This window comes from Legionella moravica DSM 19234, from assembly GCF_000423305.1.
In the GTDB taxonomy this organism is placed as follows: domain Bacteria; phylum Pseudomonadota; class Gammaproteobacteria; order Legionellales; family Legionellaceae; genus Legionella; species Legionella moravica.
In genome coordinates, this window is record NZ_AUHS01000028.1 from 22,292 (window position 1) to 48,582 (window position 26,291).

Below are 26,291 nucleotides of genomic sequence, written 5' to 3' on the forward strand. Positions count from 1 at the left end.
AGATAACCTCAGACATCGCCAATGAAATGCCATTATTGAATTGGCAATTTGACTATTCTAAAATATCAATGAGCCTTGGAACAGTTGGGCAAGAGGCTTCTAAACGAGAGACCATTGGAATTGAATCATTCACCTTTAAGTAATTCTTCTGTCGGAATTTTATCTGTTTGTCATGTTTTTTTAATAACAATCAGCAACATATTAGTTCAATACCCCATTGAACTTCTTGGTTTTCATACAACCTGGGGGGCCTTTACCTACCCCGCCATATTTATTCTAACCGATCTCACAACCCGGCTCACTTCCGCCAGTGCTGCACGAACTATTATTTTTCGTAGTATGTTTCCTGGATTAATCATTTCTTATGCTGTTGCAAGCTATTTAGAAACTCAAGACTTGAGTCTTTTTTTTGTTCTACATCCGATACCTTTACGTATAGCATTCGCCTGTTTTATCGCTTATGTTGCTGGGCAGCTTCTTGATATCTTCGTTTTTCAGCACTATAGAACTCATTCGTCCTGGTGGCTAGCCCCTGCACTGTCAACTACCGTTGGGAATCTCATCGATACCCTTTTATTTTTTGCTATTGCGTTTTATCACAGTTCCAATCCATTTTTAAATCAGCATTGGCCAGAGATTGCTGCCGTCGATGCCCTGTTTAAAATCATCATTAGCCTGGTTGCATTTGTTCCCGTATATGGCTTCTTGTTAAACAGGCTTCGTATCCGTTATGTGAATAAAACGATGGCATAGGACAGCTAATCCCAAATGAGGGATAGCCAACAGGTGCTTACTTAATTCATGTTCCTATGCCTTCAATTTAAACAAACTTTTTAATCCAAGTTCTATTGCGTGGTCTTCCGTTTTTTCGATCAACTGTTCATCTTTGTCAAACGCAATATCATCACCAATAACAGCCAAAATTGCTCCACTCAGAATAGGTGGATACAGTGAGTTAGACGCGTACCTGAACGCCGTATGCAAACTGGAAAGTATAAATAATTGCGCACACTCCATCTCGCTGGCCAATACGCCCGCTCTTTTCAAGGTCGTCATGTAGGAACTGTTGTCATCCATCAATGAAAAACCAAATTCCCTGGCAAAAAGTGAGCTTTTAGAGTGAACTATTCCGGTATGGATATTGAATGCAGTTGAAGGCATATCTTTACTCGCTTCCTGAGAAGCCAGAACAAACTCCAAAGAAGCAATTGCGGGGTACTCCTTGTAAATATAATCCCAGCTGGCTTTGTCATCCCGTACAGCACCTGTAACGATAACCAAATCTCCTGAGCGAACTTGAATCGGCAAGAGCGTTCCTGCAGTACCAACACGTAGAAAACGACTGCCTCCCAGCAGCATTAATTCTGTAATGATAATATCAGCACTACCGCCTCCCATACCCGTTGATATAACAGCAACATCAAGGCTCCTGTGATCTTGTTTCATCACACCAAGATAACAATTATGCTGTCGTGGATGTGGTTTTATCTGAACTGATTCAAAATGTTCACTGATGCGTTTTGCTCGGCCATCTGATCCGGTGAGAATAATATAACGCCCCAAAGATCCATTACCTTTCAAATCATCAGCAACAAGGCCTATATGTCTGGGCGACATGTCTGATTTTATCATGTTTAAAACCCCAAGAGTCAAAGCACAATACTTCTATGAACCCAAATTCAAGGCATCCTATTAAGCACTATCAGGTCCCAAGTTGCATATCTGACTGTTTCTCATCATCCAGGATTTCTCTGTCATCGTGTTCTGCATGCTCTTTTGGGATGGAAGGAAGTTTTGCGTCATCTATTCCCTTGCCGGGATCCTGCACCGTTTCAGACATTGGTGACAGATTCGAGGGGCTCTTTTGTTGTTTTCGATACTCCTCTATGTCCAATCCACTAGGTGTCAATTCATCCCCTTTGACATAGGGCCGACCATCACCATGATATAAATTGCCATCACCTTTTGAGAAAGCCATCACTTTATTGGTTGCATGATCCACGACAACAAAAGGTCTGTTTAATTCAGCCTGTTTATGGAAAAAATCAGTCATAGCTTCCTTGGTAGGAAATGCAAGCGTTACCCTGCCATTTTCAACTTTAGGCTCTCTATACCAATCTTCTTTACTAAATTGCTTTTTATAATCTTCAACAATGGGATCAAGATTTTTACTTGAAACATCTGCCTTCGGCAACTCTTTTTCTTTCGCCAAGGCTTCTTGTAATTCCAGCATGGACATTTTCGCCAATTGGCTGTTCTTCTCCATAAGTTGATTTAATTCCTGCAACTGCTGTTCTTCCAATTTTTTTTGTTCTTCTAATTGTCTCAATACGATTAATCGTTCCAGAACTTTTTTATCATGCATGTTTTACTCCAGATGATTCGAGTTATACTTAAAGCCATATGTGAAAGTATAGTCCAAATCAAAGGTTACTGAGCTTATCCAATATTTTTAACACGTGTTATCCATCAATATTCTTAAGACGTATCCACGCTCTCTTCATGACAAAAACCCGTATTCCCGCGCAGGCGGGCAAGACAGGTTTTGTGTCATGTACCAAGCACGATCTTAAATAATCCTTATTTTATGAACTATCTATGATATGATTGCCGCGGAAAATGGCATCTGCCCACAATACAGCCATTACTGAGCAATGACAGGCCAAATCAAAGTCTCAAAGCTCATTCCAAAACCAATCTACAATGGAAATTCAAGTCGCATTAACTTAATGACAGGACTTGGATTTTTTACACTAAAATATTTATGAAGGGATACATAAGCAGATGAACACTAGATTTATTATTATATTCGTTTTGCAGCTTTTTTGTGCATTAAGCTTTGCCGGTGATGTTGGTCCTGCCAAAGAGGACAATTCAATCCGGGTTTATATTCCGGATTTAAAACCAGGATTTGAATTTACAGCAAGCGCTACATACCTCCAGCCACACGCAGATAATTTAGGCTGGGCAGTCATCACAACCGTGCTCCCCATACCCTCGCCTAACTGGCAGGTGGAAACGATAGATCCTGAATACCAAATGGGCTTTAATCTGGGAGCTCGTTACGTGTTCTCAAACCCTGGTACCGATGTCCAACTGAACTGGTCGCACCTCGACTCCCAAGACCGTGATGGAGTCATTGTGAATCCAACATCACAGTGGGTTTCTCCTTTTTCCCAAACAGGAACACCCCCGACCGCAACAGGTCAGATCACTGGCGTTTCCTTATTGAAAATAGCCGATACCCAACTGAATTTTAATTACGATTCCGTTAATCTTGATATGGGAAAATTTATCAATTTTGGCTCTAACCTGCAAAGCCGCCTGTTTACTGGAATCAGTTCCGTGTTTATTAAAGAACGATTGATATCTACCTTTCGTGGTTTACCATTACCCATTTTTGTATTTAACAATACCACGTCGTACAAAGGCATCGGGCCAAGATTAGGACTTAACAACAACTACGAGTTTTATCGGGGTATTCATCTGATTGGCCAATTCGCAGGCTCGCTCCTTTATGGCAGAATGCAGCCGGCTCAATACCAATTTACCGGTACTTCCAAGGAATTAATTGCAGCGCAGATCTATGTAAACCAGGAAGGGCTTGCAAATCCCACAGTTAATCAGCTGGTTACGGCTCTGGATGCAAAACTGGGTTTAAGTTATCGATACCTCTATAATCAAAAAACTGAATTAACGTTTGAAGCGGGCTACATGGGCGCCTTATACATTAATCCTCTTTCAAGTTACGAAACCAATACCAATGTTATTGCCATTGATTCAGGTTCACTCTCTACATCAAGTGCCAAACACACCCAAAGTAATTTTTCAGTAGGCGGACCTTACGTTTCAATCAATGTACGCTGCTAATAGATAATATAACCGGTGGAACAGAATGTTATAGTTCTCTTTCCATTGGTTATTTTGTGCTATTATTATCGGCATAAAAGATAAAGAAACACGATCTCTTATGACAAATCAACTCTGTATGCGTTGTTACATTGCTGGAAAAGTTCAAGGAGTCTGGTTTCGTGCCTCAGCCAAGATTGAAGCAGATAAACTGCGCATAAGTGGCTGGGCACGAAATCTGGATGATGGCAGAGTAGAAGTATTTGCTTGTGGTACCTATGAACAATTGGAGCAATTTCATATTTGGCTCCAAAGTGGGCCTCGACTTGCCAGGGTAGACCGCTACGCCAGGGAAGATTTACCTTGGGAAGAATACCGAGGTTTTGTCACGTTATAGCATGGTTTTTCGGTCTTGATGTATCTGCATAAAATCATTGAGTTGTTTGGCAATACGCTCTTTTTTTCTCAAAGAAGAATCGTAAGTGCTTACCAGCGGTAACGCAGGCTGATTGTTTAAGGCCAAAGCCAATCGATAGGTCATGCCCCCCTTGCTTCCCCTACTTTCCTGAATGATTACTTGTTCAACATCTGAAAACGACAATTTTTGTTCCTCTGCATGAAAAAATCCTTTTCGTTTAATCACGATTGTTTTCAATATCCGGTCAAAATCAACGGTCACCCCTCTTACCGCAAGTAAAACAATCCCTAGTAATGAGATAAATGCGGCTAAAATATAAGCCCACCAAGGTGTTGGGTACGGAATCTTGAAATGTGTATCAAAACTTTGGTTAATGTAGTTATTTATAGCCTGAGCAGCACGGTCTTTATTGATTCGACCACTTGAGCTTCCACCTGTAAGATTCACGTCACCATTACCAGTAACGAGATTTACCGAGTAAACCGTTCCCCCTTTACTTGAACGGCCACTCATAACAAAAGCTCCTTTTAACTGGCCCAAATCAGTAATTGAGTGATAAATATTAAAAATGCTGCGTTCCAAGGTGCATGATTTGGCACTGTTTAATTGCTTCTCTTTACAAACAATCGTGTATTCCAACATCATAAAGGAACTTGCCAATAAACTACCAATGAGAATCACTAAACCCAATATGTGAAGAATCCATTGACTAATTACCAATTGTAATTGGTTAGCACCGACAGTAATTATTTTCATAAGAATCATCCATTAATCATCAACATCTGTATCGACTTTTAGTAAAGAAACTTTATTACGGCCGGGACGAGCCTTCTGTAATTCATTCTAAAATGCGGATTTAATTTTAAATAAATCATAGCTGAAACTTTATTGTTTGTTATATAGTGCCCGAATTTCAATAAATGGAGTTTGGGTTATGTTATATCGCTACAGTATTCTATCTTCACTAATATTAGGAGCATTAAGCACCTCAGGATTGACTCAAGCAGCCATAAATAAAGATCGATTAATCGTTACAAACTGTATGGTTAACAAACTCAAAGAAAAAGCCAGGGTCATTCATCAAACGACTGAATTCAGTTTGATTGAAACCGAACTGGATAATGAAGTATTAAATACGATGCATGAGAACAGGCCAACTTGCGGAAAATTTCTTAACCTGGATGCCTATTACTCCAATACTCCTCGTACAACACTGAGTCCTGAACAGTTAATACAGCATTTTACACACAACAAAGAATTATTCAGCAATAAATCCTATCCAATTCGTCATGAACAACAGGTCGAGCAATTATTTAAGCTGATCGAGCCGGGCAAGATTTGGCAAACCAATCAACATTTGACCAGTTACCTTAACCGCTCGGCAAAATCCGATACCGGTGTAGCTGCCGCTCATTGGTTTAAAGAGCAATTCGATACACTGGCCCAAGAATATGGACGGACGGATGTTAACAGCTATTTTATTGCAACAGGAACAAAATACCCTCAACCCTCAACAATAACCGTAATTGGTAAAGATAAACCGACCGCAGCAATTGTCATTGGCGCTCACATCGATACCTTAGATGGAAACATGCCAGGAGCAGATGATGATTCCAGCGGTATATCAGTAGCCCTGGAGATAGCCAGAACATTGTTAGCATCGGAAATTCAACTGGATCATCCAGTTTATATCATTGCTTACGCAGCTGAAGAACGTGGCCTGGTCGGTTCTGGTTATGTTGTGAACCATTTTTTAAATAAAAAAATTCCTGTTAAAGCGGTGATGCAGTTGGATCAAGCAGGATTCAGAGCAAATCCAAAAGACCAAACGATATGGTTACTTAAAGATTATGTTGATTCGGATCTCACCCGATTTATCGCTCAATTATTAACTCAATACGTCAAAATTCCAGTAGCTTATACCCGATGCGGTTACGCGTGCAGCGACCACGCCAATTGGACAAGGGAAGGATTTAGCGCTTGCTATCCTTCAGCGACCACCCTGGATGATGATAATCCCTATTTACACACTTCTGAAGATAAACTCGACATCATTAATCTGGAGCATATGGTAAATTTTTCAAAGCTGGGATTGGCCTTTGTTGCGGAGCTTGGTTTGAACTAGATTGAGTCCCCCCTAAATGACTCGTATGCCTAATTCATACACCCAAAATTCGGTTCATTAAAAAGACAAAATGAACCGAATTATATCTGTCTTAATAATTCCTTAAGTAAATTTGAATACACTATATTTTCTATTTATTTAACTTTTTGGAACGAACGATAATGACCAAAGTAGTAATCTATACAGATTTTGATGGCACTGTAACCAGTAGAGCGGGAAGTAAAGCTGTATTTACCCCCTTCTACCAATCGCTATTAGTAGGTTATGAAGAAGGTAAAACTCAGGATTACAAAAGAACACCGATGAAGTCCGTCGATGCAATCCAGGAACTGTTCGTAACAAAATTTGGTGAATACACCGAGCAATTCGACTTCAATAAACCTGACGCTGACATGCTTATGGCACCGTCAGCTGTTCAATTTTTCCATGAATTATTAGCGAATGACCAGGTCAGTATTAATATAGTCACTCGAAATCGCTCCGAGTACGTAAACGCGCTGTTTAAGTATCAGGGATTTTCTGACAGTGAAATCAATAAATTAACCTTTATGGAGAGTGGCTTTAAATTTGAAGATGTTGATAGAGACCTTAAAGTGCGAGATCTACGAGGCCAACGTCCATCATCTCTATATATTCTTGATGATGCGAGGAGTGATTTCTTAGCCATGCGTGATGCAGCCAGATTGAATTCTTATACCGACGAGCAAACTAAAGCATTTAATAAAGAACCAGGACAATTCGAGTGGAATCTCTACCTGGATGATGTCAAGGCAGACATTTTAAGACCAGAGGCCCTCATAGTGGAACCCAACACGGAACATCAGGACTCACTGACTACTGAACCCTCTACGTCTGCCTCGTCTACTCAAACCACAGATGTGGATTTACGGGTAGCTGGAATCTTCAACCTGGGAACATCAACAATTCAAAGGAGCGATGAACACGCTCAATCTACGCCACAACAGGAAATAACTGACGGGCAAAATTCAACTGTAGTGATACAAGCCCATGTATCCGATGAGGCTCCGAATAACCATCCTCAGCCAAAATCTGTACTACCCGATAACACCAAAACACAGCAAACGCCACCTCTGACATCAAATTCCAGCCCTGCAAAAATTATGGCTACAATGGCTGGATTAGGCTTTAGCCTTGCTTTTATAGTTGGTTTTGCTTTAGTAGCCAGCGGTGTTTTTGCTCCTTTCGGATTGGGTCTCATTGGAGCCACAATACTTGGAGCGGTACTTGGTGCCCATACAGCGCTAATAACTGGAGTATTTGGATTAATAATTGATATAGCCAGACAACCCAGCCCTAATGCGGGACCAAAACTCAATACCGATAACTCTATCCAAAGTTGCAGCAGCATCATCTCGTTGCGTGGTTTAGGTGGAAAAGCACCTGTTTCTCAGTCTGATGCTCCAGTCGCTCATTTTCCTGGAGTACTCTTGGTAGAACATTCTTCAAAAGAATATTCTACTGCGGATCAATCTACTTCCCCAACACTAGAGTCCTTTAAGCCAGATTAATAACTCCTAACGCCAAAGTCGCATCAATAAATGTTCACATTGACTTCAATTGATGCGACAAACTCATCCAAAAGATATAGAAAATATACGCCTGCTCTCTAAATGCGTTATCATAGCGCCAGAACTTACGAAAAAACCCAACAATACAAGCATACACACAGGCTTGATGACTGGCTTTGAAACTCTTTTGTTTCATGAAGCGATTGGGCTTTTCCGTAAGTCCTGTTCCCTTTATTTAATCAATGCAGGAAATCAGCCATGAATCAATTACCCAATTGTCCTAAATGCAATTCTGAATATACCTACGAGGACGGCGCTCTGTACGTTTGCCCGGAATGCACGCATGAATGGGCTAAAGACCATCAGGAAGCAGACCAGGAACATTCACGTATTATAAAAGATGCTAACGGCAATATCCTTCAAGATGGCGATTCAGTTACGGTCATCAAAGACTTGAAAGTCAAAGGTTCATCACTGGTAGTCAAGGTAGGAACAAAGGTAAAAAACATTCGCCTGGTTGAAGGCGATCATGATATCGATTGTAAAATTGATGGGATAGGGCCAATGAAACTTAAATCCCAGTTCGTGAAAAAAATGTAATGGCCCATAGCTGATTCGTGGCTAACTCACCCATTCAACCGGTCTTTTTCGCCACGATGAAGCAATTAATATTTCCTTAAGGAGGAGTAATTATAATTTAGACACGCCCATTCGAGTCCAATATACCGGAGTTTATATGAAAACTACTGAAGAATTACTCAATCTCCTTAATGTAACAGCAACAGATACTTTTGGAGACATTCAAAAAAAATATCTTGCATTAAAAGAACAACATGAACTGCTTGAAAGGATGAAAAGAATAGGTGCAGTTAACCCCTATGGACCACAAGCAGCCGCATTAATTCCTGTTGTCGATCTCCAAAATGCCTGGGCTCATATAGATACCGAAACCAAATACCAACACTACAAAGCTACGGGAACTTTTCTGGCTGTAGCGTCATCATCACAAACAAAAGAACAGGAACAGAGCGATCAAAACAAAAGTGCTCCACTTTTAGATTCACTGACCAAGTCGCGCCCAGCCCCCAAAGGACGTAGATTGCCCACCAGAAGAAAAGCAGGTGAAGACGCATCATCAGCAGTACCACAAGCTACCGAGCCCAATAAAAACACTGCATCACCATCCGAAAGAGAATCAATACCTGTACTATCTGCTTCAGTACCAGCACAAACCACCGAGTCAACGCCTGTTGAACCCGAAAAACAAAAAACGATAAAAGAGCTTCAGGCAATCGTTGCAAATGGAGTCAAAGGTTTGGCTATACCTGCTGAACCAAGTGCATTAGATACCAATCCAGAATCGACAGAAAGCAATAATCAACTCACTGCAAAAGAGCTTCAGGAAGCTGTACTCAAAGCAGTACAAGACTATACCCAATACCATAGAGTTGGTGACAAAGGAAATGCTCAAGTGAACAGAGGACAAGGAGATGGCTTCTTTAGCTTTTTACGTCACGGAGCAAAAGGTTTAGCCACTGCAAATGCATTATACAGCTCAATAAATTCAGATACACTCACCGCACAAGAGATTGTAGGTACTCTAAAAGATTTTATGAGTGATTCATCCAGAGCCTATCACCATCATTCATTCACTTCATATCTTGCTGACGCACTGGCGCAAAAGGGTTTAGTAACCGCACACCAAACGGCACGCTACACTCAAAAGGATTTGGTTCAGGAAATGGAGCAATGGATACAAACCAATTCAAACACGGCACAAACTAAAACCTTGTAAAACGCTCTTTAGCCCTGTTGATTCGATATCGGAAGACAGGGCTTTTTTCAATAGCTCAAAACATCACGAAATCTGAATAGTGTTCATGCATTTTAAACCGGATGCGATGGGTCCATATGAATTATATTTACAATTACTGTGCTTTTTTTTACTATCCTGCAAATTCATATATAAATTTTGGAGTAATCAATGGCCGGGCATTCGTTTTTTTCTCAACTCAATGCAACATGGGATGAATATTCTTCTTTAAGAAATAAATATTCAGACGCGATCCCTATTCCACAAAAAAGTTATTTTAACCGTATTCGGTCTATAGACGAATTCGCAACTTTAGCAGTTCGACCGATTGAGAAACCATTGTGGCTGGGTATTCATACCTTGAGCTTTTTATTAAAAGCGGTACTTTCCCTTGCTGTATCTGTTATTTTAGCACCCTGCGCTTTGGCATTGGTCATTATTGCCCCTACATCCGACTTAAGCAAAGCCACCAGCGAAACCTTCAAACTGGCAGCAACGCATGCACTGGTTTCAACAGGAATGGCCACCTTGGCCCTGTTTTCAACCGCCCTTGCTTTAATGTTGAATCCTCTTTACCTGGTCACTCGTGCCGCATCAACTGTTGTCGACAGCCTCAACACAACTACTGAAACGAGTTGTGGATTCAGCCTGACCCGATAATCAAATTTTAAGCCGAAACACTCGTTTCGGCTCCACTCTTCCTTTTAAGATATATGATTTAAAATGATTTTTCTTATGAACTGCATTAAAGTAACCAAAGAATCAATATCGATATACAACACAATCAATACAGGAAGGAATCATGCGAGTAAAAGCAGCAATAGCATTTGCAGCAGGTGAGCCACTTGAACTAGAAATGGTTGATCTGGAAGGACCGCGAGATACTGAAGTTTTAGTAGAAATTAAAGCAACCGGAATTTGTCATACCGACCGTTATACTCTGTCAGGGCAGGATCCCGAAGGACTCTTTCCAGCTATTCTGGGGCATGAAGGAGCCGGGGTAGTCGTTGAAACAGGAAAAAAGGTAACCAGCCTGAAACCTGGCGATCATGTTATACCGCTTTATACACCTGAATGCAGGCAATGCGAATACTGCCTCTCCCAAAAAACCAATTTATGCCAGGCCATTCGCAACACTCAGAGCCGGGGCGTCATGCCCGATGGAACGTCTCGATTTAGTCTGAATGGCAAAACCATTCATCATTACATGGGAACATCAACCTTTGCCAATTATACGGTTCTGCCAGAAATTGCTCTGGCAAAAATTCGTAACGACGCGCCATTTAATAAAGTATGTTACATCGGCTGTGGAGTCACTACAGGCCTTGGAGCCGTGTTGTTTAATGCCAAAGTTGAAGCAGGAAGCCGAGTCATTGTATTTGGATTAGGTGGCATTGGTCTTAATGTAATTCAGGGAGCACGCATGGTGGGCGCGCGGCAAATAATTGGCGTAGATAAAAACCCTGATCGTAAAGGGCTTGCAACACAACTGGGAATGACTGATTTTGTCAATCCAAACGACGTACATGGTGATTTGGTTGGGCATTTGGTTGAATTAACCCAAGGTGGCGCTGATTACACCTTCGAATGCATTGGTAACGTAGACATCATGCGCCAGGCCTTAGAGTGCTGCCATAAAGGTTGGGGCGTTTCAACCATTATCGGTGTTGCCCCAGGCGGCCATGAAATCTCAACTCGCCCTTTCCAATTAGTTACAGGCAGAGTTTGGCAAGGATCCGCTTTTGGAGGAGCGCGTGGACGAACTGATGTGCCTAAAATTGTTGATTGGTATATGGAAGGACGAATTAATATTGATGATCTGATTACTTATGAGTTACCTTTTGATCAAATCAATGAAGGCTTCGAATTAATGCACAGAGGATTAAGCATTCGCACTGTGCTTAACTATTAAAAAGCGGTTTGCTGTTGCATGCAGTACAACTGCATGCAAAATCATTTTTACCCTGCTTACTCATCAAGTTTATCGCCTTATTAACTCAACGAATCGGAACACTATAGTTCCGATTAGTACTGCGCCAACTCACGCAATACACAGGTAGCATATGCTCCTGCTGGCAATGTAAACGATAATTCAGCAACAGAATCTTGAATTGAATAATTGCATTGCTCAATATGAAGGATGTTAGAGCGCCAAGCCTCTTCCAAGCCATTCCGCTCCAATCCAGCCAACCACTCACTCCAATCTGAAAACACTTCGTTAATCAACTCACGAGCCCTTCCCTGCACCATGGGTTTGCCCTTACCTGGTAATGGGCTTGCCGGAGCAATGTCCTTATCCTTAACTCGATTTAATAACTGTTCATCCACCTCATCAATAACAAAAATACTGTTTGATCCTCTGAGTTGAATCACATCGCCTGGCTGAGGGACATTCCAGGTTAAATCGAGCACTCTTCGGGACAAGACTAAATTATAAAGCCATGAACGGGCAGCAGAACAATAGATTCCCTTTAAAAATCGATCTTTAACTTTTCGTCCCTGTACCAGCATTTCTTCTGCTTTTATCAGGTTTCCACCCTCGCGGCCAAACCGCTGCTCCCCAAAATAATTAGGAACGCCTGTCGTTTTAACAAGCTCCACTCGATCCGCTAAATCTTGTTCATTGGAGACATCCCTCAATCTCATGACAAATTGATTGCCAGCTAAATAACCCGGCCTAAGTTTTTTATTATGGCGCGTGCATTCTAAAACCCGCCATCCCGGTGCCTCAAGTGTTTCAATACCAGGAATAGTCTCACCAGGAGCATGAATGCTTAACCACTGAGTAGCTAAAGCCTGACGATCTTTTAAGCCCGCATAACTGATCAGTTTTATCGGTTTATTAATCAACCGACCCAAAGATTTAACTACCTCTTCGGTAGTTAAACCTCTTTTTTCTATACGAATCAGAATGTGCTCGCCTTCACCACTAAACTGTCCCTCAAAATACTCATTAACCTGAAAATCTTCAGGAGCCAATTTAAAACTGACCGTAGATTTTGGAATACCGTGTATACGTGGCCAATCAAGAGAATACATCAACAAATTCCTTGGAAAACCGTGGCCAGATCAGCGTTTATCGATCAATGGCCTACGAATGGGTGAGAATAAAACATGTGAGAGTATATCATGAGAAATGGATTCGATTAAAACACTGTGATTTTATCCTCTGCTGATAGAATCCCATGTTCTTGATCTATTCATTAATTAAATACAATAAAAATTTATCACTGGTCATTTCTTTTGAGAAATACCAACCTTGAACCAAATCACAGTGAAGAGTTCGAATCAAGTCTAATTGTTCCTCAGTTTCTATCCCCTCTGCAATGACCTCTAATTTTAAATTTTTGGACAGGGCAATAATACTGCTCACCAAATTCATATCATTATTATTGGTATTAATACTCTGAATAAAAACGCGATCAATTTTTAAGCTTTTGACCGGATAGGAGCGGATGTACTCCAGTGCAGAATAGCTCATACCAAAATCATCCAGAGAACAATGAATATTCATTTTATTTAACTGATTTAAATGAGACAAAATTATTTTGTCGTCATCATTAAAGGCAGATTCTGTGATCTCGAAAATTAAAGACTCGGGATGTACTTCCGCTTCGTTTAAAATGGACTTAAGTTGTTCTATAAAATCTCTTTGTTTTAACTGGACAGGTGAAATATTGACCGCAACCTTTATGTTTCTCCCTGTAATTAATTGCCATTCTTTAATTTGTGAACACACTCTTTTGAGTATCCAATACCCCAGTGGAATGATTAGACCCGTTTCTTCTGCTATAGGAATAATTTGTTCTGGAGTAATCGACCCCAATGACTGACTATTCCATCTTAATAAAGCTTCTGCTGCTATGATTTTATTTTCTTTAGTATCAATAATAGGCTGATAGCATAAATAAAACTCGTTACGAGCCAGTACCTGGGGTAATTCGGCCTTGATGCTAAGATAATGAGTCGCCGTATCCGTCATAGTGTTAGCAAAGACTGTCCAATTGTTCTTTCCTTTCATTTTGCTTTGATACATCGCAGCATCTGCATTACGCATTAGTGTTTTCGCATCGATTCCATGATCAGGATAAATGGCAATTCCAATACTGAACGAAATATATAACTCCAGCGATTCAATTTTAAAGGGACACAAACAAATTTCCCGACATTTCAGGACAATACGCTCCGCATCAGAGATATTATTTATATTTTCCAATAGCAGCATAAACTCATCACCGCCCAAACGGGCAATTGTATCGGTCTGTCGGATGACAGAGAGGTATCGAGCTGATAATGCCTTTAACAGCATATCTCCTGCAGCATGCCCCATGGAGTCATTAATCTGCTTAAAATCATCCAGATCAAGAAACAGCACTGCCAGTTTTTTCTCACTCGCATAGGCCTTTGAAATAGCACGCTCTAATTTCCTAACGCCATAAGAGCGATTGGGTAAATTGGTTAAATGATCGTAAGTTGCCTGATGTTTCAGCATTTCCTCATAACTTTTTTTCTGAGACACATCTTCCATAACAGCTAAATAGTGGGTTGTCTCCTCATTGTCATTGCGAAGTGGGGATATAATTGCGGATACCCAAAAATCTTCCCCCTTTTTATTTCGATTGAGCAGCTCACCTCGCCATTCTTCCCCTTTGATTAATTGATTCCACATTGACTCATAGACTTCTACTGGAGTTTTACCTGACTGGAGTATCCTTGTATTTTTTCCCAAAAGCTCATCAGCACAATATCCTGTCTGCTCGAGCACTTTGGCATTGACGTATTCAATAGCCCCGGATTTATCAGTAATCATTACTAATACAGGAGTTTGTTCCAGAGCACGGGTTAGTTTCCTGATGGTATCCTCTGAGCTTTTTCTGGCAGAAATGTCTCTTGCGATAGCCAAAACCAGCTTTTCACCAGTGGCATTAAAAATACCCAGGCGAACATCAACGGGGAACGAAGTTCCATCCTTTCTTTTATGGCGTCCTTCAAAGGTGATGGGACCGTTTTGTAAATCCAGCCAAATTTGGTTCAATGCCGCTTGTGTCGCACCAATTTCGATATCCCAAACAGATAAAGTACAAATCTCTTCCCTCGTATAGCCTAATGACTGACAAGCAGCACTGTTTGTTTCTACAAAATGTCCACTTAAATCATGAATAAAAATGGCATCCGCAGCAGCATTCATCAAGTTTCGGTATCGTTCCTCACTTATCTTCAACTGATTAATCTGCTTAATCTGCTCTGTAATATCTTGTTTTATAGCTATATGCTGGACGACTTTGCCAACATCATTAAGCACAGGAACTATGGTTGTTTTAGCAATCCAATCGCTGCCGTCTTTTTTTCGTGATTGAATTTGGCCTTTCCAAATCGCCCCAGAGTCTAACTGAGCCTTTATCTGTTCAAATAATGTGATATCTTCTATAGGCGAACGTAATAAAGACGATACGGATTTATTAAGTGCCTCAGCAGCATCGTACAATGTAATGTGTTCAAAAGCAGGATTTACATATTGTATCACTGCTTCTTCATTGGTTATTTCTATAATGTCACCCGCCTTTTCCAGGATAGTATTCAGTATTTTTTCTCTTTGTTTAACGTTCATTTTCGAAAAAGTAAGAGCACACACTCCTAATATATCTTTAAGAAACGGGGTCACCAAGGCTAAATAATGGGCAGGTGAATTAAACCAAATACTAATACAAATCAGTTCATGCTGTGTTTTTTCTAAACAAACATCAATGCGGTTCGTTACATTATCCAGCCGCCGATGGTTAAGTCTGACTTTTTTGATTTTTAAAAGCGAACTGGTTGCCAATTTCACTGGGGCCTGTCGCAACTCTTTTTGAATATCGAAATCAGAACCGTAAAAGGCAAGGGGATTAATGGATTGGTGCACATCATACTGCCAGATGACGATTATATTATTTTTTAACAGAGGATGTTGAATCAAGACACTAATAACCTGTTCAGCATAAGCAGGTAATGACATGTCATTATGACTGATGTGGATCAATTGACTGATCAGCTCACGCTCGTATTTTTTCACACTTAAATAATCGTCATGGCTCTTTGGATGACTTAAATGAATCGCTAAAAGAGAGTTTATTTCTTTATTAGTCATTCAAAACCCGCACACAAAGACCAAATATAATACATTAAGTTTAGGCTCTTATTCTCCATTAAGCAAAATAAACTTATTTCATATTTCATCAGACACTCATCGAATTACACCGTCACTATAAATTGAATGATCATTTTTGGTATATGCTTAATAGAGGCTTCAACGAAGGAAGTTATTATGAGTTTTAAAAACAAGGTGGCCATAATCAATAGCTCCAGAACTCCATTTGTTAAATCCCAAACGCTCTATCTGGGCAAATCAAATCAAGATTTACTGGGTGCTGCTTTGGCTGATTTAATACATAAGACGAAACTACAAGGCCAAATATTAGGCGATGTCATCGCTGGTGCAGTGATAAATCATCCGTTTGACTGGAATCTTGCTCGAGAGGCGGTATTAGGAAGCGAATTATCTCCAGAGACCCCAGGACTAACAATACAACGCGCCTGTGGAACAGGATTGGAAGCGGTGAATCTTATTGGATTAAAAATCGCCAGCGGCCAAATCAGTGCCGGTATAGGAGGAGGCACCGATACGAATTCAGACATCCCCTTAATTGGTCAACGAGAATTAACTCATTTTCTAATTAAATTAAAACAAGCTAAACGCATTACGGAAAAACTGGTCGCACTTAAGTCATTCAGGCTCAGCATGTTAAAGCCCCAGCTCCCCGAAGTAAGAGAACCACGAACCGGTTTGTCTATGGGAGAGCATTGTGAGTTGATGGTAAAAGAATGGAATATTTCCCGCGCAGCACAAGATGAACTGGCCCTGCTATCCCATAAAAACGCTGCGCAAGCTTATGATGAAGGTTTTTTTAATGATTTAATCACCAGTATCGATGGACTAAATCGAGATACCATTACTCGTAAAGACACAACCTTGCAAAAGCTGGCACATTTAAAGCCAGCCTTTGATCGCTCAGACAAAGGAAGCCTGACAGCAGGAAACTCAACCCCACTGACTGACGGCGCATCCGTTGTTTTATTAAGCTCACCTGAATGGGCAAAAGCCCGTCAATTAGAGGTACAGGCCTATTTTGTGGATTGCGAAGTCGCTGCTGTTGATTTTGTGCATGGAGCTGGATTGTTAATGGCTCCCACCATTGCAGTGAGCCGCTTGTTAGAAAGAAACAAGCTACGCCTGCAAGATTTTGATTATTATGAAATTCATGAAGCTTTTGCTGGTCAGGTACTTTGTACGTTAAAAGCCTGGGAATCAGAAGAATATTGCAATAACATCCTAGGACGCAAATCCGCACTGGGAAGTATTGATTTAAACCGATTAAATGTAAAAGGTGGAAGTCTTGCTTTAGGTCATCCTTTTGCGGCAACGGGTGGTCGAATCGTAGGATCTGCAGCTAAAATGCTTGCTCATAAAGGGAATGGCCGCGTTTTAATCAGCATCTGTACAGCAGGTGGCATGGGGGTAGCTGCGATTCTGGAGCGCTAGATCGAAATCATCAATCACCAGTTCAGTTAGGTAGTCTTCAATCCACGCACCGGAACGTCCATATGATATACATAATGATTAATTATTTGCTCGGCCTGTTCGCTGGTTAATGGTTTCGTTATGGCACCTTCCATGAAATACTGCTCACAATCGTATTTTATTACATCGGCTTCATATCCCGTTAAAGCGATAATAGGAACATGATGATTCGTATCTTTTTCCATGTTACGTAATTGCTTGGCAACAACATATCCTGAAGTATCCTCCAGACCAATATCCATTAAAACTAAATCATATTTACCAGGACCAAACAGCTTTAAAGCCTTATCTCCTGTCTCGGCAATATCGACCTGACAATTCAACGCAGTTAAAAGAGCCTTCTCAACATTTTGTGCGATGACATTGTCTTCTATCATTAACACGTTAGGCAAGGATGTGGTTTTTGATGGTTTTTCTGAACTTAGCGATTTTTCTGCTTTGGACCTGGTTTGTTGTTCCTGAATTTTTAGTCCACTGATATCCGTTAATACAACCACCAAACCCACTACATTTTTATTTTCATCAAACATCGGTACACGATTGGTTTTAAAATAAAAACTCTTTTGCTTGTCATTGAATATTGGCCTTTCTTCTACATTATAATGAGATTTGCCGGTAAATATGGCGTTCATATCCTTTAATTTTAGCTCCTCAATGCATTCGTCCTTCCAGCGAGCAAATTTTTTCATTTGCAAGTAGGGAGTTCCTTTAAAATCACGTAGTCCATTGAAACCTAATAATTGAACAAACCGATTATTGCAACCCAATAAATTGCAATCCACATCAACCCAATAAACCATATCAGGAAGGCAATTCATAATATCCATGTAATATTGATGAATCTGTTCTACATCCTCTGGTTTTCCTTTCTGATGATTCCAAAACATATGGATTCTCTCTTCTTTTGTATTTTAAGAAAATTATAGTACATATTGATTAATTATGTTTCCCAGGATGGTCTTTTTCAAAAGCAATAAAACAAATACAGAGTGACCTTAAATTTTATTGCATGTTAATCAAGGAGTTAAATATGGAGAGGACTTTGCATTCCACATTGCAAATCCCGTTTTTCTTGACTTAATATAAAAATTCATTCGGTTAAAATACTGAGCTAATGATGGCAGCATTCACTGTATTTGCGTTTGGTACTGGGGAACGAAGTACTGTAACAAAAAATATTATATCTCAATTTTCTGCTGCCTGTAGCAGCGAACATCTCAATATCGAGGGTCCCGATTGGCTTGGGAGAGAAGTTAGGGGTAATGCTATAAATGCCGCTCGTCGTATTGTAAAATGGTTAAGTGCTCAAGACAGCATGGATAACTCAATCAATTTAACTGGATTTAGTCGAGGTTCAGTAACCTGCATTCATATCGCAAACCAACTCAAAGAATTTGAATCCTATCTGGAACATAAGGCAAGACCATTGAGTGCACGACACAGTAAATTACTGAATCAATTGCACTCGTTAAAATTAAACCTTTTTGCCATTGATCCCGTAGCTGGCATGAGCGATAAAAGTGACCTGCTCGCTCGAACCATTCCAGACAATGTAAAAAATTACATCGCCATTTTGCAAATGGATGAGATGCGACGTGATTTCAAGCCCCAGGACATCACACGCACTATTATTGTTTCACCAACGCAAACCAAAGTATCCATGCTGCCAATGTATGGGAATCATTCGGATAATACCAAAATAAAAAATAAGGACATGCAAAGTGGTGCCATATTGTCCTGGTATATGCTGTATTATTTTTTAACGCAAAACGGTGCCCAATTCAAAAACAATCAAATACCGCCAATAATCGCCCAACATCTTGAGCAAGGTATCATGGAGCTTCCGGAAAATCCTGATCCAAAGGATTTATTAAAATTATGCACTCTTCACCATATGGAACGTGAACATTATTTAGCATCAGGACAAATGCTTAACTTTTACGATGGAATACCTCTTCCCAGGATCGCAAGAACCTTAAAAAATCATTTAAAATACTACGTAAAAAATTCCCATTTTTTTACAAACCAGTTAGAGCGTGAACTACTAAAAATATCCTATCCCAAAACGTTTAATTATTTATTCGAAAAAAATCAGTTTGATGAACGCTTTCCACATGATAGCGCCAGTAACAAACATGATGTCGTTGCTGAACTTGGCACATTAAAACAAGAAGATCCTGACTTATTCGAGCGTCTGTACGCAAGGGGGCTTAGCCTTAATGATCAGGATATATCGCTAGGCCCACCTCGTGGCATCTATTATCTGGAACCGTGTTCCTGCATTCAACAAATTATACCGCACATGGTACCTGATCAGATAAAACAGCATGACCAGGTAATGAATCAACTGCCACAACTTGAGTCAGCAATTTATCGATTATGCTTTCGTTATCAACGTGAAAAATCAGAACTGAATTTTGACTCAAACCGCACCCTATCCACCTTTGTTACGTCCATTCGCAGTCAAATCAACTTTATTGTCAATAATTCTCCGCTGAGTAGGGATACAAAATATCATCTCATCCTGGAAGCTATTGAAGCACATTACACTTTTCTGATTAAGTCCAATAGCTCATCTGAATTAAAATTCATGCTACGCAATTTATTAAATATGCAAGGCCGTACCTATCAAATTCATCAACAATCATTGCTCAATAGCGCTTTAACAGGGCTGGTAGAGGCTTTATTCTTTCTCGTAAGGGAAATCATCCTCTTTGCAGGCAATTTGGGGTACATCGGTGGAGCCGCTTTCACCTGCATTGGCACCCTAATCCAGGATCTGGGGCGACGAGTCAATGAAGTGCTAGGAGAGACTGACTACAATCCCCCCAAATACACACTGAGTCTTCTTGCACGGCTTATAGAAATAATAGGATATGCAATTAAAAACAATTTTGGATTAAAAGCATTAACTGAAATGATTACCTTGTATATTAATACAATCAAAAACACTCTGGTTATAGCTATCAATACTACAGAAATAGAACGATTAGATACTAAGCATTCACAAAGAGTCGAGCAGATTCACGGGTATCATACCAATCAAAGCGCCGATTCAAGGCTTAGACTGTACGATCAACCACTGAATCACGCTTCAAAACAGGGACAACCTCCACTCGAAAAGATGCCCCCTGACTCAAAAACCCCTGCATCAATGGATTTTTAATCCTCGCTAATGCCTAACATTTAACACGCTCCAGCACCGAACTATTTAACCGCCATTGAGCAGTTCTTCAAACCACATCATCCAGAGTCACTTCAGGCACTTCCTTAATAAGATGTTCCGTATAAGCAGTAGATGGTGTCTGAAAACCAACAGGAGCATTTCCTGCTAAAATATGCTTCATAATGACTAAAGAAATTATTGACGTCAATTCATAGCCATTTGGTGTCGTCATCAATGCGGCTTTCTTGATGCCCTCGCGATTAATCACTTCACCGTATATTTTGGAAAGGGAATTATGCCGCTCGTCTCTGGATGGTCCTTCAGGTAATCGCCTGATTTTATAGTCGATAAGATGCTGAATAGGAGCCCATTTAAATAATGATTTAACCGGATTAATCCATTTGTGCAATTGAATCACTTTTCTGGGTAATGCCATGTAGGTTTCAATATGAGGTATTCCAGTACTCCACCAGGCTGAAGCTAAATCGCCCCAGGAAATCCTAGCACAAGTTAGCGATTTTTTAAGGCCAAAATCAAAGGTCCGCATCTTCCAGTTCTTGGAACTTTGCATTAAATGGCCGTTTTCTCGAATGAGAGTACCTTCCGAAAATCCTGACATCATCGTTCTCGCTGTTCCACGAGAAACACTCGAACCGGATTTAACTCCCTTTTGCAAAAATCCTATGGCAAGAATTAACTCTATGGCATCAGGCAATTTGCTCTCCAGGTACCGAGCCAGACAATCACTGGGAACAACATCAAAACCCGCACCTGGCAATATCATAATACCAGCCGATTTAGCCTGTTCATTCAAAGTCATCAATTGTTCAATGACCTGCACTTCACCGGTAATATCAACATAATGCGTCCCAGAAGCAAGGCAGGCTTGAACCATTTTTGAATAGGTATTGATAAAGGGGCCAGCACAATGCAAAACGGCAGTAAAGTCTTCTAAAATTTTTGTGGTTTGTTCCAAATCCTCAAGATCAAAAACTCTATATTCCAGATTTAACGCATTCGACTGACGAATCAACTGCTCTTTGTTTCGTCCACCCAACACTGGATTCAGCCCTTGCTTCACACTCAGTTCCGCAATTAATGAGCCAGTATAACCATAAGAGCCATAAATTAAAAAATTGGAGTTCTTAGTCACCGCAATCCCTTGTAACATTATTGATTTACCTCATTCTATAACGATAGTGCACCATGAGCGAGGTAAAATTAAATCCATGAATGACTTCAAAGTATACATTAATCAAGTTAACATAGGGTATTGGAATCCTATATAAAGTTTCTATGAGAACACCCCATTTTCTTGATCATCTAATAACCGAAATCGACACCGCCCTTCGTACATTACTTCCCCCTCCAAAGCGAACTGCTTCTCGTCCATCCCCTGCAGCACAAATGAATAACGTACCACTCTCTTCTCATGAAAAAAAACATGTTGCAGGCTTGATGCGAGTGAATCATGCTGGCGAAGTGTGTGCCCAGGCTTTGTATCAAGGACAAGCATTAACTGCCCAGTTAGCCCATGTCAAAGAACAAATGACTCAGGCAGCTATAGAAGAAACCGATCATTTAGCCTGGTGCGAAGAGCGCTTGTCGGAGTTAGGCTCCAAACCCAGTATACTGAACCCGCTCTGGTATTGCGGTTCACTACTCCTTGGCGCCCTTGCTGGAATTGCAGGAGATAAAATAAGCCTGGGGTTTGTTGCTGAAACGGAACGACAGGTAACCGCCCATTTAAAAAAACATGTACAAGGCTTGCCTGACAAAGATGAACAATCCAGGTCAATACTTCAGCAAATGCAAGAGGATGAGGAGCATCACGCCGCAATGGCTCTAGATGCGGGAGCAGCAGAACTTCCTTATCCAGTAAAACAATTAATGAGTATTGTATCGAAACTAATGACCAAAAGTAGTTACTATATTTAAGTTAGGACAAATTCCTATGGTCAACAAAATTACCAAATTAAATACTCTAAAAGGCTGCGCGGTTGAAACTGGAGCGATAGCCGGAGTAGGATTCATCAAAGGATTTTATCGCACTCATTGAAACATGTTACGCAGAATATTTTTATCCCGGTTAATCACTATACCTGCAGCAACAATGGTTGCTGCTGCAATGATGTTAACCCTGTGTTAATTTATTATTCTGCCGAACAGGTTTTACCTATGTGCAACGCACTGTTTTTACGGCTAAAAGTAAAATACACCACCATGCCCACTACCATCCAGACAACAAAACGCAAAATCGTGATCCAGGGTAAATTCATTATCAGATACAAACAACTGACTATACCTAAAATGGGAACATAAGGCATTCCCGGAGTTTTATAGGGTCTGTGCATATCTGGCTGTGTTTTTCGCAAATATAAAACTCCACCGCAGACTATGATAAAGGCAAATAATGTACCTATATTCACTAACTCAGCCAAAGTGGTAATTGGAGTAACTGCAGCAAACAAAGCCATTAAAGTACCGCACATCACAATGATACGGGCTGGAGTTTTGGTCTTGGGGTTTGTTTTAGAAAATATCCTGGGTAACAATCCGTCGCGAGACATGGCGAAAAATACTCGGGTTAAGCCATAAAATAAAACAAGCATCACCGTGGTTAATCCCGCTATAGCACCCACTCCAATCAAACCAGCTGCTGTTTTATGCCCCAAAACCAGCAGTGAATGACTGATCGGTGAAGAAACATTAAGCGTTGTGTAATGAGCAATGGCAGTAAGCAATCCTGAAACGATAATGTATAAGACAGTACAAATTATTAAGGAGCCTATAATCCCTTTGGGCAAATCACGTTGCGGATTAATGGCCTCCTCCGCAGCGGTGGAAACGGCATCAAAGCCAACATAAGCAAAAAATATCAACGAGGCTCCTTTCATTACTCCTGACCAGCCAAAGGGCATGAATGATGACCAGTTTTCTGCGCGCACTTCCGTAGATGCAATCGCTATAAAAATAAAAATTACAAATAACTTGATTATAACCATCAGGTTATTAAAACGGGTGCTGGACTTTACTCCGATAACCAATAAACCAGTCAAAACAGCAATAATAGAAAAAGACAGGATATTAAATACTCCCCCATCTTCGGGACCATGCAATAAATAATTCGGAATATGTACTTTCAATGCTAAGAGAAAATCATTGGCATAACCGCTCCAACCCACTGAAACTGCTGAAACCGAGATGGAGTATTCCAATAATAAATCCCAGCCAACAATCCAGGCCAGCAATTCACCAAATCCGACGTAGGCATATCCGTACGCGCTTCCACACCCTCCGATTGAGGCAGCCAGTTCAGCATAGGACAATGCTGCAAAGGCACAGGCAAATCCAGCGATAACATAGGATATTATTACTGCAGGGCCAGCCTGAGTCGCTGCAACGATGCCCGTGAGGATAAAAATTCCAGCACCTATAATAGCGCCCACGCCTAACAAGGTAAGATCGAATGCAGTGAGGCATTTGGCTAAATGCGTTTCATTATCTAACGAATCAGCAATATCTTTTTTGCGAAACAAGTCCATGATAGTATGCTCTCAGGTTTATGACTTTTTATTTCAGCACCTAATTCTGTGTTGTTGAAATATAACGTCTGGTTAAGGTCCATATAACTAAAACCGTTCACCATTTAACTCTAACACTAAACAAAGGCTGGGAGAAACCCCACAAAGGTTAAAATTTGAATGAAAAGAATAACTTCCAGTTTACTGATGATGTGTACATTAACCTCGAACGCCTCTACTGCAAAGTTACAAGACAGCTGTTCTCGCTGGATATCTTTTCTAAAACCAGTGTGCCAACGACTTCATCAGGTCTGGACTGAAGGTGATACCGATCTCTATATTTCTGGCTACGCCTGGCATAATCGTTATACGTACAGCCGAGAAAAAATAGCATCCTATAATGAAGCCGCTTTAGGCGGAGGACTTGGGAAGGGGCTGTTTGATGAGAAGGGAAATTGGCATGGTTTATTTGCTATAGCATTTCTTGATTCTCACTCTGACTGGGAGCCTGCTGCGGGTTACGCTTATTTAAAAGTAGCAACTCTGAACACCAATTTAAAAGCGGGGCTTGGATATTCTGTACTGCTTACCGCTCGTTCTGATATCAATAATTACATGCCCTTTCCGGGAATTCTTCCCTGGACATCAATTTTTTATAAAAAAATGGCAATAGCCGCTACCTATATTCCTGGATTTAATAAAAATGGCAATGTTTTGTATATTTTAGGAAAATATACTTTTTGATCAATTAAGCGTTCTGCCTGATAAAAATTTACCTAGTCAAAATAGTTGCAACAGAATATTCAACTTGTTAGTCTCTCTATGAATTTTAACCCTATGTAACAAGGAGATGTAACATGATGTTCAAATCAAAGCTGGCCACTTTTGTTAGCGCCTTAGTCCTTGCCAGCTCTGTTTTCGCTGCCCAGGATAAGCCCGAAATATGTCCTGGAATGGCAGCCGTACAGGCAGAAGGAATGACCAACGCTGCGGAAATTCTTGAAGGCTTATATCTGACATTTAATTTAAGCCATTACGATACTCCTTCTAATTGGGTATTTATCATGGGGGCAATTAATGCAGACTCTGAAGATATTGCTATCGAAGAAAGCAATCAAATTCTTTCAACCATGTCAGGTTCGCCTACGCCTGAAGATGATGGAGAGGGAAGCTGGATCTGTCAATATGAAACCAATTTCCCCGATGTATCTGCGTTTGCAGTCCAGGCAGACGATATGATTTCCCCATTAAAAATGTCCAGATACCTCAGAAAAACCCATTAAAATTAATTAATCATTACGGAAGCTGTTTCTGCTTCCGTAGCTTCGATGACGAATACTCATTACAGCACCCTAAACATCATAATATACATTCTTTTCTCTTCCAGGGAACTTCCAAATGTTTTTTAGCGAGGCGGATTAATTAAGCTCTATATAACAAATAAGCTATCGTGCCCGCACAGGCGCACTAATGTTCGGGGAAATTGAGCTTCTTTCGAGCCAATCCCCTCTCCACCACGCGTAGCGTGGGGGAGAGGGTTTAGGGTGAGGGGGTTAAAATATTAGCGCGCAAAAGCGCGCTCATTTAAATTAGTTACTGGAATGATAGGTTCATTTCCTTTTCTTTTGACACTGATTCATCGTAATGGCTGTTGATATAAGTTGCGTTTACCCCTTCGCAGCGTTTTATTTTTAAATAAAAATAAATGTTCTTCCAGTATCGTTTCTCCATGCACGTAGTTGTTTTTTGTGAGCTTGATTGCTGCATTATTTTTTAAATGAGCGCGCTTTTGCGGGCAAGTATTTTAACCCCCTCACCCTAAACCCTCTCCCCCACGCTACGCGCGGTGGAGAGGGGATTAGATCGAAAGAAGCTCAATTTCCTCGAACATTAGTGCGCCTGCGCGGGCTGAGTGATCCCCTGATATTTTTTGAACAACTAGAATTTACCATTTTCTAGCCAACTCCTGCTCCATCAGGGTTGGCAAGTTTTCATAGTCAATATTGAGCTCTTGTAGCTTATCAAATTCAATCATCAACTGCCCCAGATAGAAATAAGAGAATACTTTTTTATCTCTGACGGTGTTTGCCTGAAAAACGCGTTGGTAATTTTGGCTATGGGCGATGACCCCGATAATCCAAAACATCAGTTGAACAATAGCAGCCAAAAGCATCTTAACTCCCCAACGATAAATGCTTTTTGTGTGCGCATAACGTGCTGATAAACCCAATTGATGACTTTTAATATCT

22 protein-coding genes and 1 pseudogene are annotated in these 26,291 nt (G+C 40.6%); 14 read left to right on the plus strand and 9 right to left on the minus strand.

The features are described 5' to 3' along the window. Positions 1–114 precede the first annotated feature (114 nt). Positions 115–753, plus strand: coding sequence for a 7-cyano-7-deazaguanine/7-aminomethyl-7-deazaguanine transporter (locus G543_RS0107950; RefSeq protein WP_028384052.1), 639 nt, complete (start codon positions 115–117; stop codon positions 751–753). A gap of 54 nt (positions 754–807) precedes the next feature. On the opposite strand, the gene G543_RS0107955 is transcribed toward G543_RS0107950, so the two are convergent. Together G543_RS0107955 and G543_RS17450 are read right to left on the minus strand one after the other, a co-directional pair. Continuing rightward, positions 808–1,632, minus strand: a complete 825-nt coding sequence (locus G543_RS0107955) for a nucleoside phosphorylase (protein ID WP_028384053.1) — start codon at positions 1,630–1,632, stop codon at positions 808–810. A 70-nt stretch (positions 1,633–1,702) separates the two neighbouring features. Next, the gene (locus G543_RS17450) at positions 1,703–2,365 is read right to left on the minus strand and encodes a hypothetical protein (RefSeq protein WP_051190645.1); all 663 of its coding nucleotides are present in this window, start codon (positions 2,363–2,365) and stop codon (positions 1,703–1,705) included. A 419-nt stretch (positions 2,366–2,784) separates the two neighbouring features. On the opposite strand from G543_RS17450, the gene G543_RS0107965 reads away from it, so the two are divergent. Both G543_RS0107965 and G543_RS0107970 read left to right on the plus strand, forming a co-directional pair. Continuing rightward, positions 2,785–3,870: an Lpg1974 family pore-forming outer membrane protein gene (locus G543_RS0107965; RefSeq protein WP_035921771.1), complete on the plus strand. Its 1,086-nt coding sequence runs from the start codon at positions 2,785–2,787 to the stop codon at positions 3,868–3,870. Positions 3,871–3,970: 100 nt separating this feature from the next. Next, the gene (locus tag G543_RS0107970) at positions 3,971–4,246 is read left to right on the plus strand and encodes an acylphosphatase (RefSeq protein ID WP_028384055.1); all 276 of its coding nucleotides are present in this window, start codon (positions 3,971–3,973) and stop codon (positions 4,244–4,246) included. Here G543_RS0107970 and G543_RS0107975 read toward each other — a convergent pair. Further along, positions 4,241–5,023, minus strand: coding sequence for a hypothetical protein (locus G543_RS0107975; protein ID WP_028384056.1), 783 nt, complete (start codon positions 5,021–5,023; stop codon positions 4,241–4,243). The two genes, G543_RS0107970 and G543_RS0107975, sit on opposite strands and share 6 nt — an antisense overlap. A gap of 178 nt (positions 5,024–5,201) precedes the next feature. Between G543_RS0107975 and G543_RS0107980 the strand changes: the two genes are divergently transcribed. The 6 genes from G543_RS0107980 to G543_RS0108010 all read left to right on the plus strand — a co-directional run bounded on the left by G543_RS0107980 (position 5,202) and on the right by G543_RS0108010 (position 11,646). Next, positions 5,202–6,392, plus strand: a complete 1,191-nt coding sequence (locus tag G543_RS0107980) for a M20/M25/M40 family metallo-hydrolase (protein ID WP_028384057.1) — start codon at positions 5,202–5,204, stop codon at positions 6,390–6,392. A gap of 161 nt (positions 6,393–6,553) precedes the next feature. Next, the gene (locus G543_RS18385) at positions 6,554–7,921 is read left to right on the plus strand and encodes a DUF2892 domain-containing protein (RefSeq protein WP_028384058.1); all 1,368 of its coding nucleotides are present in this window, start codon (positions 6,554–6,556) and stop codon (positions 7,919–7,921) included. A gap of 258 nt (positions 7,922–8,179) precedes the next feature. Beyond that, the gene (locus G543_RS0107995) at positions 8,180–8,521 is read left to right on the plus strand and encodes a zinc ribbon domain-containing protein YjdM (protein ID WP_028384060.1); all 342 of its coding nucleotides are present in this window, start codon (positions 8,180–8,182) and stop codon (positions 8,519–8,521) included. 136 nt (positions 8,522–8,657) lie between these two features. Then, positions 8,658–9,716: a hypothetical protein gene (locus G543_RS0108000; protein WP_028384061.1), complete on the plus strand. Its 1,059-nt coding sequence runs from the start codon at positions 8,658–8,660 to the stop codon at positions 9,714–9,716. Positions 9,717–9,905: 189 nt separating this feature from the next. Beyond that, entirely contained in the window at positions 9,906–10,394 is a 489-nt protein-coding gene (locus tag G543_RS0108005) for a hypothetical protein (RefSeq protein ID WP_028384062.1), read from the plus strand. Positions 10,395–10,536: 142 nt separating this feature from the next. Continuing rightward, the gene (locus tag G543_RS0108010) at positions 10,537–11,646 is read left to right on the plus strand and encodes an S-(hydroxymethyl)glutathione dehydrogenase/class III alcohol dehydrogenase (protein WP_028384063.1); all 1,110 of its coding nucleotides are present in this window, start codon (positions 10,537–10,539) and stop codon (positions 11,644–11,646) included. A gap of 113 nt (positions 11,647–11,759) precedes the next feature. On the opposite strand, the gene truD is transcribed toward G543_RS0108010, so the two are convergent. Continuing rightward, the gene (gene truD, locus G543_RS0108015) at positions 11,760–12,773 is read right to left on the minus strand and encodes a tRNA pseudouridine(13) synthase TruD (RefSeq protein WP_028384064.1); all 1,014 of its coding nucleotides are present in this window, start codon (positions 12,771–12,773) and stop codon (positions 11,760–11,762) included. Positions 12,774–12,930: 157 nt separating this feature from the next. After that, positions 12,931–15,861 (minus strand): sensor domain-containing protein, encoded by a 2,931-nt coding sequence (locus G543_RS0108020; protein WP_028384065.1) that lies wholly within the window; start codon positions 15,859–15,861, stop codon positions 12,931–12,933. A 177-nt stretch (positions 15,862–16,038) separates the two neighbouring features. Between G543_RS0108020 and G543_RS0108025 the strand changes: the two genes are divergently transcribed. Then, a complete protein-coding gene (locus G543_RS0108025; RefSeq protein ID WP_028384066.1) occupies positions 16,039–17,313 on the plus strand; it encodes an acetyl-CoA C-acetyltransferase in 1,275 nt (424 codons plus the stop codon). 26 nt (positions 17,314–17,339) lie between these two features. Here the strand turns inward: G543_RS0108025 and G543_RS0108030 are convergent, their stop codons facing one another. Continuing rightward, complete coding sequence (locus tag G543_RS0108030) at positions 17,340–18,239, minus strand: response regulator (RefSeq protein ID WP_028384067.1); 900 nt, start codon at positions 18,237–18,239, stop codon at positions 17,340–17,342. Positions 18,240–18,466: 227 nt separating this feature from the next. On the opposite strand from G543_RS0108030, the gene G543_RS0108035 reads away from it, so the two are divergent. Beyond that, a complete protein-coding gene (locus G543_RS0108035; RefSeq protein ID WP_133141384.1) occupies positions 18,467–20,518 on the plus strand; it encodes a DUF5621 domain-containing protein in 2,052 nt (683 codons plus the stop codon). 67 nt (positions 20,519–20,585) lie between these two features. Here the strand turns inward: G543_RS0108035 and G543_RS0108040 are convergent, their stop codons facing one another. Beyond that, positions 20,586–21,671, minus strand: a complete 1,086-nt coding sequence (locus tag G543_RS0108040; protein WP_242602591.1) for a saccharopine dehydrogenase family protein — start codon at positions 21,669–21,671, stop codon at positions 20,586–20,588. 143 nt (positions 21,672–21,814) lie between these two features. On the opposite strand from G543_RS0108040, the gene coq7 reads away from it, so the two are divergent. Beyond that, on the plus strand, positions 21,815–22,456 hold the full coding sequence (coq7, locus tag G543_RS0108045; RefSeq protein WP_028384070.1) for a 2-polyprenyl-3-methyl-6-methoxy-1,4-benzoquinone monooxygenase: 642 nt from the start codon (positions 21,815–21,817) through the stop codon (positions 22,454–22,456). A 215-nt stretch (positions 22,457–22,671) separates the two neighbouring features. Here the strand turns inward: coq7 and G543_RS0108055 are convergent, their stop codons facing one another. After that, positions 22,672–24,063 carry an amino acid permease gene (locus G543_RS0108055; protein WP_028384071.1) on the minus strand — a complete coding sequence of 464 codons (1,392 nt, stop codon included), beginning with the start codon at positions 24,061–24,063 and terminating at the stop codon, positions 22,672–22,674. Between the two features lie 159 nt (positions 24,064–24,222). Here G543_RS0108055 and pagP point away from each other — a divergent pair, with 159 nt between their 5' ends. Both pagP and G543_RS0108065 read left to right on the plus strand, forming a co-directional pair. Then, positions 24,223–24,786, plus strand: a complete 564-nt coding sequence (gene pagP / locus G543_RS0108060) for a lipid IV(A) palmitoyltransferase PagP (protein ID WP_028384072.1) — start codon at positions 24,223–24,225, stop codon at positions 24,784–24,786. Between the two features lie 113 nt (positions 24,787–24,899). Then, positions 24,900–25,325: a DUF4949 domain-containing protein gene (locus G543_RS0108065; RefSeq protein ID WP_028384073.1), complete on the plus strand. Its 426-nt coding sequence runs from the start codon at positions 24,900–24,902 to the stop codon at positions 25,323–25,325. 662 nt (positions 25,326–25,987) lie between these two features. Here the strand turns inward: G543_RS0108065 and G543_RS0108070 are convergent. After that, positions 25,988–26,291, minus strand: a pseudogene (locus G543_RS0108070) (hypothetical protein); the annotation flags it as partial.